The 13,911-nt window shown below is 61.5% G+C and carries 12 protein-coding genes; 8 read left to right on the plus strand and 4 right to left on the minus strand.

Going from position 1 to position 13,911, the window contains the following annotated elements; all coding sequences use genetic code 11:
• Nucleotides 1-24: 24 nt before the first annotated feature.
• Both LDN90_RS11640 and LDN90_RS11645 read left to right on the plus strand, forming a co-directional pair.
• Nucleotides 25-1,221, plus strand: a complete 1,197-nt coding sequence (locus LDN90_RS11640) for an acetyl-CoA C-acyltransferase (protein WP_223949180.1) — start codon at nt 25-27, stop codon at nt 1,219-1,221.
• 34 nt (nt 1,222-1,255) lie between these two features.
• Nucleotides 1,256-2,893 carry a long-chain fatty acid--CoA ligase gene (locus tag LDN90_RS11645; RefSeq protein WP_223949181.1) on the plus strand — a complete coding sequence of 546 codons (1,638 nt, stop codon included), beginning with the start codon at nt 1,256-1,258 and terminating at the stop codon, nt 2,891-2,893.
• A 147-nt stretch (nt 2,894-3,040) separates the two neighbouring features.
• On the opposite strand, the gene LDN90_RS11650 is transcribed toward LDN90_RS11645, so the two are convergent.
• Entirely contained in the window at nt 3,041-3,937 is an 897-nt protein-coding gene (locus LDN90_RS11650) for a LysR family transcriptional regulator (RefSeq protein WP_223949182.1), read from the minus strand.
• A 110-nt stretch (nt 3,938-4,047) separates the two neighbouring features.
• Between LDN90_RS11650 and LDN90_RS11655 the strand changes: the two genes are divergently transcribed.
• The 5 genes from LDN90_RS11655 to LDN90_RS11675 all read left to right on the plus strand — a co-directional run bounded on the left by LDN90_RS11655 (nt 4,048) and on the right by LDN90_RS11675 (nt 8,872).
• Nucleotides 4,048-4,848: an alpha/beta hydrolase gene (locus LDN90_RS11655; RefSeq protein WP_223949183.1), complete on the plus strand. Its 801-nt coding sequence runs from the start codon at nt 4,048-4,050 to the stop codon at nt 4,846-4,848.
• A gap of 148 nt (nt 4,849-4,996) precedes the next feature.
• Nucleotides 4,997-6,298, plus strand: a complete 1,302-nt coding sequence (locus tag LDN90_RS11660) for a VCBS repeat-containing protein (RefSeq protein ID WP_223949184.1) — start codon at nt 4,997-4,999, stop codon at nt 6,296-6,298.
• A 197-nt stretch (nt 6,299-6,495) separates the two neighbouring features.
• On the plus strand, nt 6,496-6,843 hold the full coding sequence (locus tag LDN90_RS11665; RefSeq protein WP_223949185.1) for a DUF3311 domain-containing protein: 348 nt from the start codon (nt 6,496-6,498) through the stop codon (nt 6,841-6,843).
• Nucleotides 6,840-8,510 carry a sodium:solute symporter gene (locus LDN90_RS11670; protein ID WP_223949186.1) on the plus strand — a complete coding sequence of 557 codons (1,671 nt, stop codon included), beginning with the start codon at nt 6,840-6,842 and terminating at the stop codon, nt 8,508-8,510. The genes LDN90_RS11665 and LDN90_RS11670 overlap by 4 nt, the downstream gene beginning before the upstream one ends.
• Nucleotides 8,511-8,524: 14 nt before the next feature.
• Nucleotides 8,525-8,872 carry a ParB N-terminal domain-containing protein gene (locus LDN90_RS11675; RefSeq protein ID WP_216923684.1) on the plus strand — a complete coding sequence of 116 codons (348 nt, stop codon included), beginning with the start codon at nt 8,525-8,527 and terminating at the stop codon, nt 8,870-8,872.
• A 25-nt stretch (nt 8,873-8,897) separates the two neighbouring features.
• On the opposite strand, the gene LDN90_RS11680 is transcribed toward LDN90_RS11675, so the two are convergent.
• The 3 genes from LDN90_RS11680 to LDN90_RS11690 are packed head-to-tail and all read right to left on the minus strand — an operon-like array spanning nt 8,898 to nt 12,096.
• The gene (locus LDN90_RS11680; RefSeq protein ID WP_223949187.1) at nt 8,898-9,872 is read right to left on the minus strand and encodes a formylglycine-generating enzyme family protein; all 975 of its coding nucleotides are present in this window, start codon (nt 9,870-9,872) and stop codon (nt 8,898-8,900) included.
• Complete coding sequence (locus LDN90_RS11685) at nt 9,869-10,531, minus strand: PadR family transcriptional regulator (RefSeq protein WP_223949188.1); 663 nt, start codon at nt 10,529-10,531, stop codon at nt 9,869-9,871. The genes LDN90_RS11680 and LDN90_RS11685 overlap by 4 nt, the downstream gene beginning before the upstream one ends.
• A 2-nt stretch (nt 10,532-10,533) precedes the next feature.
• Nucleotides 10,534-12,096 carry a sulfatase gene (locus LDN90_RS11690; RefSeq protein WP_223949189.1) on the minus strand — a complete coding sequence of 521 codons (1,563 nt, stop codon included), beginning with the start codon at nt 12,094-12,096 and terminating at the stop codon, nt 10,534-10,536.
• Nucleotides 12,097-12,355: 259 nt separating this feature from the next.
• Here LDN90_RS11690 and LDN90_RS11695 point away from each other — a divergent pair, with 259 nt between their 5' ends.
• A complete protein-coding gene (locus LDN90_RS11695) occupies nt 12,356-13,894 on the plus strand; it encodes an ABC transporter substrate-binding protein (protein WP_223949190.1) in 1,539 nt (512 codons plus the stop codon).
• The last annotated feature ends 17 nt before the right edge of the window (nt 13,895-13,911 follow it).

A 13,911-nucleotide genomic window follows, 5' to 3' on the forward strand; every position in this document is an offset into this window, starting at 1 on the left:
ACTGAAACTTACGAAAGGCTACCCATGTCCCCAGATACCAATGTCCCCGTCATTCTCGGAGGCGCCCGTACCCCATTCGGGCGCTTCCGGGGCGGGCTTTCCTCCCTTTCGGCCAGTGAATTGGGTTCGCACGCCATAGCTGCCGCGTTAGAGCGGACCGGCGTGCAAGCAGGGCAAATCGGTGCAGTCATCGTTGGCCAGGTAGTCCAGGCCGGCGCGGGTCAGGGTCCGGCCCGACAAGCCGCCCTGGGTGCAGGGATCGGCGGGGACGTCCCCACCGTAACCATCAACAAGCTCTGTTTGTCAGGCTTAACTGCCGTGATCGACGCGGCGCGGATGATCCGGACCGGCGAAGTCGACTTCGTGGTGGCCGCAGGCCAGGAATCCATGACCAACGCCCCGCACCTGGCCATAGGCCTGCGCAGGGGAGTCGCTATTGGGGATGCGCCTTTGGTTGATTCCCTCTACTACGACGGGCTGCAGGATCCGTTCAGCGGCGAACTGATGGGCGCCGCGACCGATGCAGGCAACCCTGGCCGCGGTATTACCCGCGAAGAGCAAGATGAGGTCGCAGCACGTTCCCATCTGCGCGCGGAAGAGGCACGCATGGCGGGCATCTTCGCCGACGAAGTTGCTGCCGTCACCATCGCCCAGCGGAAGGGCCCGGCGATTGTTCTTGATTCGGATGAGGGCATCCGCCCGGGAACGACGGCGGAGGTACTGTCCCAGCTCAAGCCCGCCTTTTCAGCCGCGGACGAGGCAACAATTACTGCCGGCTCTTCTTCTCCTCTTTCCGATGGGGCCGCAGCGGTGGTCATCGCCAGCAAGGCTGCCGCTGTTTCGGCAGGACTGGAGTGGATCGCGGAGATCGGTGCCCACGGTCAGACTGCCGGTCCGGATGGAGCCCTGCACTCCCAGCCTTCGCGGGCTATTGAACTGGCGCTCAAGCACGACGGGCTGGCAGTCGAAGACTTGGACCTGATTGAAATCAACGAGGCGTTCGCATCCGTGGTGATTCAGTCGGCCAGGGACCTTGGCATCAGCACGGACCGCATCAACATCGACGGCGGCGCTATCGCCCTCGGGCATCCGGTCGGCGCCTCGGGCGCCCGGCTGGTCCTGCACCAGGCGTTGGCGCTCCAGCGACGCGGCGGCGGGACCGGCGTCGTAGGCCTGTGCGGTGGCGGTGGGCAGGGCGATGCCCTGATTCTCAGGGCCTGAACCGACAGAAATCAATAAGCAAGGACATGACACCATGACAAACACGCCAGCCCAGAACGCCTTTGGCACCATTAACGTCGCCGCTATCTTGGCCGAATCCGCAGCCCGCAGGCCTGAAGCAACGGCCCTCATCGTCGGCGGGGAAGAGACGACCTATAAGGAGCTATGGGAGCAGACCCGCGCCTACGCCGGAGCCCTGCGTGAACGCGGCATCGGACCGGGCGACCCGGTCGCCGTCCTCATTCCCAATGTGGCAGATTTCGCCCGCGCCTACTACGCAGTGCTCGCCCTCGGAGGGATCGTGGTCCCTGTCCACGCCTTGCTTAAGGCTGCAGAGATTGAGTTCGCACTGCGCGACAGCGGCGCAAAGTTGTTGGTTTGTGCGGCGCCGCTGCTGGGAGAAGGCGCCGCGGGGGCTGGGAGGGCGGAAGTCGACGTCGTGAGCGTCATGGCGTCGGAAGGCGCCGGAGTTCCCGCGCGGCTGGAGGCTGAAGCCGCTGTGGCGGTCCCTCTTGAAAGCTATGTCCCGCGCAGACCGGAGGACACGGCCACCATTCTGTACACTTCGGGGACTACAGGAAAACCCAAAGGAGCCATCGGCACGCATTTCGCCCTGATGGAACAGGTCAATGTGCTATTGACCGGTACTTTCGATGTCCGGGCTGGCGATACGGTGTTCGGTGGTCTGCCACTGTTCCACACCTTCGGCCAGACCTGCGTTCTCAACGCCGGCCTACGCGCCGGCGCGACAATTGTCATGTGCCCCAGATTTACGGGCGATGCCGCCGTGGAATTTATTCACAAACACGGAATCGATGTGTTCTTCGGGGTGCCGACCATGTACGCAGCCCTGCTCGAGGCTGCCAAGACCAATCCCGTCCGTCCCCGGCGGTTGCGCTACGGAATCTCCGGCGGCTCAGCACTTCCCATGGCGATTCTGGAAAAATTCCGTGATGTCTTTGGCGCCGAGATCCACGAGGGCTACGGACTTACCGAAACTTCGCCGGTGGCCAGCTTCAACCATGTGGGCACCAAGCCGCGACCCGGCACCATCGGTACCCCGATCTGGGGCGTGGACATTGAAATTGCACGCCCCGAGGTCACTGACAGGATCGAACTGCTGCCTGATGGCGAGCTCGGAGAACTGGTCATCCGTGGACACAATCTGTTCAAGGGCTATCTCAACCACCCCGATGCCACCGCTGAAGCGGTCGTCAACGGTTGGTTCCGCACCGGGGACCTGGGGACAAAGGACTCGGACGGCTACCTTCGCATCCTCGACCGCAAGAAGGACATGATAATCCGGAACGGCTATAACGTTTACCCGCGTGAAATCGAGGAAGTCCTGAACGAACACCCGGAGGTGGTCAGCGTTGCTGTTTTCGGCGTTCCCCACGAGACCCGCGGGCAAGAGGTAGCAGCCGCGATTGTCCCAACCCCATGCAGCACGCTCACGGCGGAGGAACTAACCGCCTTTGCCAAGACCCGGCTGGCCGCCTACAAGTACCCCCGAATTATTGAATTCATGACAGAACTACCGTTGGGACCCAGCGGAAAGGTACTGAAACGGGAACTCGCTGCCGTCTATGGAGAGAAATCCGCTGCCGCTACCGTGTTTCATCATCTTGCCGGCTCGACGCACAGCCCCGGCGTGATTGCATGTCACTTCTGAAGAGCGGCATTACTCCCGAGGAAGATGCCGCCAACCACGAAGGAACGCCCAGGTAGCAGCGAGGCGCAACGATATGACTGGCGAGAAGCGCTGGAGGTCGGGCCAGGTGTGGCTGGTGGCATGAACAATGGGAGCACGTACCGGTGCCTAGGATTTCTTGGCGACGTACTGCTTGGCGTGAGCCACCAGTCGGGTTGTCAGTGGCGAGGCGTTGTTGGGGAGCCAGACCAGTACCGTCGGCATGGGGAGGGACACCCCGGCAAACGGGCGCCACACAACTCCAGGTGGATCACCTGGTACCACCTGATGCGGCGTTTTGAATGACACGCCAAGGCCGGCTGCCACCAAGCTCATCGTCGTGGCAATGCTGGGGGACCAGCGGTGTGGCCCGGGAATCATTCCGCCGTCCATTAGTTGGCCCAGTACGCGTTCACGAACGTCCGGGTCGCCATCGCGTTGTAACCAGATCAGGGCCTGGCCATTCAGATCGCTGGGGCTGATTGCTGCCAGTTGTGAAAGCGGGCTGCCGGACGGAAGAGCAACCCCCATGGGCTCGGTGTCCAGAGTCAGCACCCCGAGCCGTTCGTCGTGGGTTGGCACGGCGTGAATGAAGACGGCGTCGAACTCGCCCTCAAGAAGCTTCTGGACCCCTTCTCTTGCTGCCGCAGGTTTGACGTCCACTTCCGGTGCATTCTCGCCTGAACCCAGTCCGCTGAGAAGCTCCGCCAGCAGCGGGTAGCCGACGCCCACAGCCACGCCCAGTTTGAGGGTGCCCAGCGGAGGGTTGCGTAGTTCTTCCATTGCTGCCGCTGCGGCGTCGTGGGCCTCAATAATGTGGACGGCTTCCTCCTGGAGACGCCGGCCAGCGTCGGTGAGGGCAACGTGATTGTGGGTCCGGTCAACGAGCCGGATTCCCAAGCCTTTTTCCAAGGCTTTGAGCTCTTGGCTCAGTGCGGGCTGGGCGATGTGGAGGCGGGCGGCGGCTTTACCGAAGTGCAGTTCCTCGGCCAGTACAAGGAATCGCCGAAGTTGGCGGAGCTCCATGGCTCATCATAAGAATTTGCGATCGTCCGAGTCCATACCGGTCTTGGACGGCAGGGTGCGTCCCGGCGTCCAATGAAAGGACAGATCATCCCTTCAGAAAGGTCAGGACAATGGGCACAATTGACGGCGCCGCCTTGGTGGAGGCCAGTGGCGCGACGTTCCACGTTGACGTGGCGGGAAAGGGAACGCCGGTTCTCCTGGTCCCCGGCGCTGGAGGCGACGCCAGGCAATACGGGGAACTGGCCCAGGTATTGGCGCAAAACCACACTGTCATCAGCTATGACCGCAGGAACAACGGACGCAGTTCACAGCAACCGGACTGGTCGGAGACCTCGGTGGACCAGCACGCGGGAGACGTCATTGCCTTGTTGGAAATGCTCGGGACGCCACCATGCGTCGTTTTCGGCAACAGCACCGGGGCCCTGATTGCATTGGCCGCTGCGCTGAAGGCGCCTGGCCGTTTTACCGGCGTCGTGCTGCACGAACCGGCGTTGCTGGGTGTTCTGACCCATCCTGACGACGCCATGGCCTCGGTGCAGCCGGTGATTGCGGCCGGTGTGGAAGCCGGTGGACTTGCGGGGGGCGCCGAGGCGTTCGTCCAGTTCGCCGCCGACGATGCCGCCGCTCTCCTGCCGCCGGAATTTCTCGAAGACCTGCGGAAAAACGCCAGGGTACTGCTGGAAGCGGAGTTTGGAGCGTTCGCTGCATGGCGGCCCGAGCCGGAGTCCTTGGCCAAAATGAGCACGCCGCTGACCATCCTCAGTGCCGAGCAGACAGCGCCGTTCTTCGTGGAAGCTGCCCAGTGGATAGCCTCCCATGCCGGAGTCAGCCGCCGGACGGTGCCTGGCGGACACATGGGCTTCCTGAGCCATCCCGGGGAAATCGCTAAGGAAATCGACGCGGGGTCGTAGTCAATCCGTAAGCGCGATCGGGCAATCCCAATTTGGCGCCACGGTCGGCGGACGAAGGCGTTACATGAGGTCTATTGCTAGGTTAACCGCGGGGCCGGGTTTGGGCCCGTAGTTGCTACCGCGTCGGCCTAGCCAGGAATGAGCCTCAATGAACTCCTCGTCACTACGTAAGAGGCTTCCTGCCGTTTTGTGCGGATGGTCGTTGACATGGGGCGGGGCAATCGCGGCCCTGCTCGCAGCCGGCGTAGTGGGTGTCGGCACAGCCCCCGCGACGGCGGCGGAGGCTCGCCCCCTGCACCATATTGATATGGACGGAATCGTATCCATGGTGGGAATGCCGTACGTTGGCTCAGAGCTTCGAATGGGTGCTCCGGCGGAATTCGCGGGCTGCGATAAGACCGAGGCAGCGCCTAATGGTTACACGATTGAATGGCTGAGCAACGGCACCCCGCTTCCCGCCGAACGTCAGGTTGAACCTCTCACCATTCTGCCGGAGGACCGCGGGAATCGCCTTTCCTTCAATGTCTACGCCACGACTCCGGAAAAACAACAGTGCGGTGATTCGGCCCGGGGCGGTGAGAACACACTGTTACACAGCAAGGAGACGGCGCCTATTGCGGCCTCCAACCGGGCCATGGGCTGGACTGGGCGGGGGAACTTCGAGCTGATCGGCCGCACGGACGATGGGGAACTGGTCCTGTATCCACGGACTTATACCTATGGCCTGGGAGCGTGCGACGTCGGGCTTTGCCCGAGCTACGAAACGGCGCGGTGGGACGAACCAAGGGTCGTGGGCACCGGGTGGAATGTCTTCAATATCGTGTTCTCGCCGGGTGATTTCGACGGCGATGGCAAGAACGACATCCTTGCCCGCGACGCCCGGGGAGACCTCTATCTATATCCGGGTGACGGCCACGGAGGCTGGTTGGGCAGGTCTGTCGTCGGCACGGGCTGGAACATTTTCGACTCGATCGTTGGCCCTGGTGATTTTGATGGGGACACCGTCAACGACGTGCTCGCCCGCGACGCTGAGGGTGAACTCCACCTGTATCCAGGTGATGGCGGCGGCGGCTGGAAACAATCGCAGGTGGTGGGCACCGGCTGGCAGGTTTTTGACAAGATCATTGCCTCCGGCGACTTAAGCGGGGACGGTGACGTGGACATCCTTGGTCGTGACTACGCCGGCTACATGCACGAATACCGCTCCGACGGCCAAGGAGGCTGGGAAGGGGCCGGTACTTGGGGCCCTGGCTGGGAAGTGATGTCCGAGGTCATCGGGGCCGGTAGCTACACTCACAACCTGGGCGAGGCAGTGCATTGGGGACACACGGTGACCCGAAACGACACCATCGCCATCAACCCGGACGGGGATCTGCTCAAGTATTCCGGTTTCGTTCCGACAGCTGAACCGATCGGCACTGGCTGGAACATCTTCCGCTCGCTCATCTAAGCCGAAACATCCCATTCCACGGCTTGCCGCCGTCTCACAACACGAGGAATCGTGTCGCACAATGCGGAGGCCGATCGGAAGAAAGGCAGCAGCCTTCTGATAGGCCGATGAAGTCTTCCCGAGCCGGACAGACAGCGGTACAAAAGAGGTAGGAGGACATGTTCGCCCTCCACGTGTGGTTGACAAGGAGGTCGTCGGTGTCCGATCAAAAAGGTGCGGGTCCGGATCAGGGCCCCTTACCCGCTGTTCCGCCGGGCGGACAGCCAACCCGAGAGACGCCAACCAGAGGGCCGGCGAGGCCGTTGCCCTACGTGGCGGCTGGCGTACTGTTGGCCATCGCAATCGTGCTCCCACTCATGCCGCAGCTGTACTCCGTCGATGCGCCCCGCCTAGGCGGTATGCCCTTCTTCTACTGGTATCAGTTGCTCTGGGTGCCCATCTCGGCAGGCCTTAGCGGCATCGCCTACTGGCTAGTCAGTACGGAGGATCGACGACGGCGGGCAGCGGCCCGCGCGGGTAACGGAAACGGAGGGAATCGGCCATGAACGGACGCGAGATCAATTGGATCGCCCTCATCGTCGTCATCGTGCTGTTCGTGGTTGTCGCCGTCATGGGCTTCCTGGCCGCTCGGTGGCGCAAGGCGGACGATGGGCTCCACAGCCTCGATGAATGGGGGCTGGGCGGTCGCGGCTTCGGGACGTGGATCACGTGGTTCCTGCTGGGCGGCGACCTCTATACCGCCTACACCTTCGTGGCCGTGCCTGCAGCGATGTGGGCCACGGGCGCGGTGACGGGCTTCTTCGCCGTGCCGTACACGATCGTCCTTTACCCGATCATCTTCATCATCATGAGCCGGCTGTGGTCCGTTTCCCACAGACACGGGTACGTCACATCCGCGGACTTCGTTGGCGGTCGGTACGGGAGCCGGTGGTTGTCACTCGCCGTCGCCGTTACCGGCATCGTCGCGACGATGCCGTACATCGCCCTTCAACTTGTGGGCATCAAGGCCGTCCTCACAGTGCTCGGCCTCGGCAGCTCGGAGAACATGCTCTTGACGGACCTGCCGCTCATCCTCGCATTCGTCGTGCTGGCCGCTTACACCTACACATCCGGTTTGCGGGCTCCGGCCATGATCGCCGTCGTCAAAGACCTGCTCATCTACCTTTCCGTCATCGTGGCGGTCATATACCTTCCCATCAAGTTCGGCGGCTGGGACACGATCTTCGGTGCTGCGGAAACCAAGCTGGGCACAGTGAACCAGGCAACGGGCAAGCCGGCCGGGGTGTTCATCCCGGGCGGCGCCAACTACTCCGCTTATTGGAGCCTGGCGCTCGGCTCGGCCTTGGCGCTCTTCATGTACCCGCACTCGGTGACTGGCGTGCTCGCCTCGAAGGGCCGCAACACGATCCGACGCAACGCAGCCATACTGCCGCTTTATTCGCTCATGCTCGGGTTCCTCGCGCTGCTCGGTTATGTGGCCATCAAAGCCGGCACCAAGCCGACGGACCTCGACGGATCGGTTAATCCCCAACTCGTGGTCCCGCAGTTGTTCCTGGACCACTTCCCTGCATGGTTCGCCGGGGTTGCCCTCGCGGCCATCGCCATCGGCGCCCTGGTGCCGGCGGCCATCATGTCCATTGCCGCGGCGAACCTGTTCACGCGCAACGTCTACCGGGACTTCATCCGGCCCGACGTTGACGCAAAGACGGAGGCGAGCGTCTCCAAGATCGTCTCGCTGGTGGTCAAGGTAGGCGCGCTCATCTTCGTCGTCGCCATGGACCAGACCACCGCGATCAACTTGCAGCTGCTGGGCGGCATCTGGATCCTCCAGACGTTCCCGGCCGTCGTCGCCGGGCTATACACGCGATGGTTTGACCGCTGGGCGCTGCTTGCCGGATGGGCGGTTGGCATAGCCTTCGGTACGGTCTCGGCCTACAACGTCCTCAACCCGGTGACCCACGCCCACTTTGGTGGATCCGTCGCACCCATCCCGGGAACGGATTTCAGCGTGTATATCGCCATTACGGCCTTCGCACTCAACCTCATCGTCGCCGCTGTCCTAACCTTGGTGCTGCGCGCGCTGAAGGTGCCGGAAGGGCAGGACAAGACCCGGCCATCAGATTATGGCGCCGATGAAACCGATCCGAAGGTTGCCGAGATCGAGCGGACGCATCGTTTCGTGGAGCCAGGAGGCGCGCCCCCGGTGCCGTGAGGCAGACTGACCTCATGCCAATCGTCGATCTCCCGATATCCGTACTCTCCCAGGAATCCATCGAGCGCACCCGACCGCACCTTGATCCTGAACGGGTGCGGTACTACGCCGAGCATCTCGATGAAGCAATGCCAGTGGTCGTGTTCGATATTGACGGCGACCTGCTGCTGGCAGACGGCTATCATCGCCTCGCAGCTGCCCAGCAACTAGGTCGGACAACGCTGAAAGCCGATGTGCGAAAGGGACAACGGCGTGATGCCCTGCAACTCGCAATAGACGTCGCACAACAACAGCGCCCGCTGACCAAACAGCAAATTCTTGATGCCATCGCACGGCGGGGGAGGCCGGTCAGCGAGGGGTGAACACTCGATGAGGAGAAGCTGGAGACTAGAGTGCTACCGTGCGGAACCCACAGTTGCCGCTTGAGGACTCGGGGGTGTTCGATGTGCGGGCTGCGACGCGGTACCTATTGCAGTAAGAGTCATGGCAGAGGTACGAACCCCCGCGCATAACTCGACCCGCTCCGATGGTAGGGCCTTTCGGGTTCTCTGCGGGGGAGTTGCGGTAGTACTTGGGGAGGAACCAGTCTGCGCACCATTCCCAGACGTTCCCGGCCACCTCAAAGAGGCCGTATCCGTTGGCTGGGAAGGACTTGACCGGGGCAGTACCGAGGTACCCGTCATCAGCGGTATTGATTGTGGGGAAGGTGCCCTGCCAAATATTGCACTGATGTTCCCCCTGCGGGGTGAGTTCGTTGCCCCACGCGTATCTTTTTCCTTGGAGTCCGCCTCGAGCGGCGTACTCCCATTCGGCCTCCGTTGGCAGGCGGCGTCCTGCCCACTGGCAGTAGGCGAGAGCGTCGTTGTGAGAGACATGGACCACCGGATGGTCGGCAACGTCTTCCCAACGTGAGTCCGGGCCGGTGGGATGGGCCCAGTCTGCTCCGCGGATGTTCAACCACCAGGGTGCCCCGGCAGCGACACCCAGAACGTCCTGCTTCCGTGCTGTCGCGAGGAGGTGGAACACTGCTGACGATCCGAACGTTTCGGCTTCTGTAGAAAAACCTGTGTCAGCAACGAAGGCCGCGAACTTTTCATTGGTGACAGCGGTGACGTCCATGACGAACGTGTCGAGGTGGACTTCATGAGCGGGTGATTCGCCGTCGTTTGGATACCCTTCCCCGAACCCATCGCCCATCATGTACGTTCCACTGGGGATATGGATTTCCTCGTGAGCGGGTTTTGCCGATCCGGTCGACACCGGTGCAGCGCGGACCGCCTGGGGAGCAGCAGAGTGGACACTGGCTGTGCAGCAGCTGTGGCCGGGATCCGGGACTGAGTTGGTAGTTGATAGTTGGATCATCTTGCCCTCTTCAGGTTCCGTTGCCGGATGATGGCCTCCAGCCGGATTTCCGTAGCCTCAAGCCAGGCCATCAGGCTGTTGACCATGTACAGGCCTCGTTCACTCTGGAGACGCAGTAACTCCTCACGCCAGTAACGTTCGTCCTCATCAAGGTCAGGACCGAAATCTTGTTCTGCCAGCTCCGTGGTGAACATGTGGTCCTGGCGGTGTTCGCGGCGAAACTGGAGCTCGGTACGAACGAGTTCCAAGGCCTTTTCCGGGCTGTCCGTTCCGGCGAAACGAAGCCTGACCTGAAAATCGGGGTCCAGGGGACGCAACGGCGGCTCGTAGGGTGAATCAATCCATTCCTGGAGCTTCCGGCGGCCCTCGTCCGTTAGCTGGTAGAGCTTGGCGTCGGGCCCGGAGTTGCGTGGGTCAGGGACGGGGAACGCCCATTCCCTGTCGACGAGCTTGCCCAACTGGCGGTAAATCTGTGACGTTTGCGCGCTGTAACCCACGTAGGCGCCATGCCGGTCAAGCCATTTACGGACGTCATAGCCGGTGCGCGCGCTGGTGCTCAGCAGGCTCAGAAGGATTACTTCGAGCCTGCCGAGTGAGGCTCCGGGTTCAACGCGGATCCCCTTGGGGGCCGCTTCCTTTTCGACGGTTACTCTTGCCACTTTTACTCCTGGGCCGTGATCAATGCAAAGCGCTTTCTCATCGCCTCTCGATCATCCTCGCTTATGGGCACCTGTGCATGCCATGAGACGTGTGTCGCTGCATTGCCCGGGTTCAATTGCTCCTCGAGATGTTTGGCGAGATGACCACGGCCAGTATTGCGAAGATGCTGGGCGTAATCTTTCGGCTGGTTATAGAGGGTGGGGCCAACCTGAAGCGATCCCTGCATAGGATCCGGCAGGGCTCCTGGTGTTCCGGCGTAGTGGCCAAGCCACTCCATGAGATTTGACCTCATGTGTGCGGCCAGAAAGGGTTCGCTGGCAATGAGGTTGTTGGTCAGGTACGGATCCTCAGTCACGTTGAACAGCGATTCGAGTTCGGCCCTGAAACAGCCCGGGTGGTATGTGCGGATGTACAGGTGATCGCGCGTACGGACGGCACGCTGATACGTGTGGGCCCCATGGCCCCAGACAAGGTAGGGGCGTGACTCGATGGACTCGCCGCGGACGGCGGGTGCGTAAGTTTTACCTTGCCACTTTTCCGGTTGCTGCAACCCGAGCAAATCCAGGATGGTGGGTGCGTAATCGATGTTGTAGAGAAGGGCATCGTTGCGGCTGCCCGCTACGCCGGGCTGGTCAGTCACACCTGGCCAATGAACGATCATCGGAAGCCGGTGAACTGGTTCGGAGGCAAGGCCGTGTTCGGCATACAGACCGAGCTCGCCAAACGATTCCCCGTGGTCCGAGGAAACCACGATGGCGACGTCATTTGCCAGCCCCATGTCCTCAATCGCGCGGCGGAGCCTGCCGAACTCGGTATCCCAGAAGTGGATGGCTCCGTCGTAGCCGTTGATCAGGTGTTCAAAGTCGGCGCGGGTGCGGATTTCGTCCGGCATGTTGTGGGGGACCTTGGACTTCCTTGGACCCCCGGAGTAGTGCAGGTCCAGGGCGCTTCGAGCGCCGTAGATCTCAGCGTGGGAGTCAATGGCGTCCTGATCGGGCCATGAAGGAGCGGGACCTGACGCCGCAGCCTTGGCCGTCCAGGACTCGTCCTGGAGATAGTCCGTGTGGGGGTCCCAGTACGTGACGTGCAGGTACCAGTTCTCGACGTCCTGGTGCCTTTCGATCCACTCCAGCGCGGCGTCCGTGATCATGTCGGCTGGCTCGTCGCCCATATCGGCGGTGACCTGGACGTTCTCCCTGAAATTGCCCATGAAGTAGTAGGCCCTATGCCGTTCGGCGAAGGAAGACACAGCGGCACATGTGTAGCCAGCCATGTTCAACGCCTGCCCCAGCAGCGGGCGGTGGGGGTGTGGGGCGTGGCCGGCATCCAGACGGAACCGCGCGTCGTCTCCGAAGTGGCCTACAACGCCGTTCGTGATTCCGTGCTGACCGCTCGTTAGCGCTGTCCGTGAGGGAAGACAGGGTGAGTCCGAACAGTAGTAGCGGTCAAAAATGACGCTGTTCCGAGCCATCTCATCCAGGTTGGGGGTGATGTTCCTGGCATACCCGTAAGCGCCGGTATGGTCCGGGCGAAGTGAATCAACGTCCACATAAATGATCTTCATCGATCCATTCCTGTCTCCGGGGATATCCCGGGGCGTTCATTTGAGGCCATGGCCGGCCGATGGCTTAGTTATATCACTAGTGGAATTGCCTTGGCCAGAGATTTACGAGCTTCGTTTCGCCAGAAACTATTTCACAAGTTATATAGATTGGGTCTTGTGTTGTGCTTCACAATCTGCCATTCTCGACTTACTGCTCAGTGATGAGCGGCAGGTACTGCGGCGAGACACAGCTGGGTGCCTCCAAAGCTGAAAGGACGTAATGATGCGTTTTCAAAAGGCCGCTGTTGCAGCCGTGATTGCGGCCGGCCTTGCGCTGGCCGGTTGCGGCGGAGGCGGAGGCGGCAACACCGGTGGCGCGGCAAAAACCGCGCCCAGCCTTGTCCTCGGCAACATAATTCCGCCGCAGACGTTCGAGGCGCGGAACCTTAACTGGGGTAACCAGTCGATCTACTTCCAGGCCGTCTATGACAGCCTGCTGAAGCCTTCACCGAACGGCAAAGACGTTGAGGCGAACCTGGCCACACAATGGGAGTACAACGCAGACAAGACTATCCTGACGATGAAACTCCGGGAAGATGTCACCTTCACCGACGGAACTCCCTTCACGGCCGAGGTTGCCGCTCAGAATCTCCTGCGGTTCCGTGACGGCACCTCTCCACAGCGCAGCAAGGTCGTTGACATGGTCAACGCCGCTGCGAAGGACAAGAACACGCTGGAGATCACGCTCAAGCAGGCCAATCCTGCCTTCTTGATCTATCTGGCACAGGCCGCGGGCATGCAGGAAAGCCCCGCAGCTTTCAGTAAGTCCGACGTCCAGACCAACCCTGTTGGTTCCGGACCATACACCCTGAACACCGGGTCAACGGTGGTCGGTACGTCGTACAAGTTCGACAAGAACCCCAAGTACTGGAACGCGGACGCCGTCAAGTATGACTCACTGACCATTAACGTCTACAACGACGCCACGTCACTGCTGAACGCCCTGCGCGGCAAGCAGTTGGATGCGTCGGCCATCAACGACGTGAGCATCATCCCCCAGGTTAAGGCCGCCGGCTTCACTGACAACGGCAGTTCCTTGAACTTCGCTGGCCTGATGCTGTTCGATCGTGCGGGCCAAAGCAACCCCGCGCTGGGGAAAGTCGAAGTGCGCCAGGCAATCAACTACGCCGTGGATCGGGACGCTTTCCTGAAGGCGGTCGGCCTGGGCTTCGGAGAGGTGACCGGCCAAGTCTTCCGGGAAGACTCGCCGGCCTACGACAAGTCATTGAACGATAAGTACAAGTTCGACCCGGCCAAGGCCAAGGATCTGCTTGCGAAGGCTGGCTATCCCAAGGGCTTTGAACTCACCATCCCCACCGCACCGGGATTCCCCAAGCAGATGTGGCCCCTCTTGCAGCAGCAGCTCAGCGATGTCGGCATCAAGGTCTCCTACGTGGACGTCGGACAGAACATCATCCCGGACCTCCAAAGCAAGAAGTACGGCGTCTCCTACTTCACCCTGCAACGGGACGCCAACGAATGGCAGCTCATCAGCAACCTCCTTGCACCCACGGCGACCTGGAACACCTTCAAGTATCAAGACCCGAAGGTCGATGCCCTCATCGGCAAGATCCGCACGGCCGAAGGCGCCGACCGGGACGCTGCACTGAAGGAACTGAACCAGTACGTCGTGGACCAGGCGTGGTTTGCCCCCTGGTACACGCCGACGAACTTCTTCGTCACTAACGCAAAGACGAAGGTGGAGCTCAACCAGGGGAACGCCTGGCCCAACCTTTGGAACATTACGCCCAAAGCCTAGGACCTATGCCGGGGGTT

It is taken from the genome of Arthrobacter sp. NtRootA1, from assembly GCF_019976975.1.
GTDB lineage: Bacteria > Actinomycetota > Actinomycetes > Actinomycetales > Micrococcaceae > Arthrobacter > Arthrobacter aromaticivorans.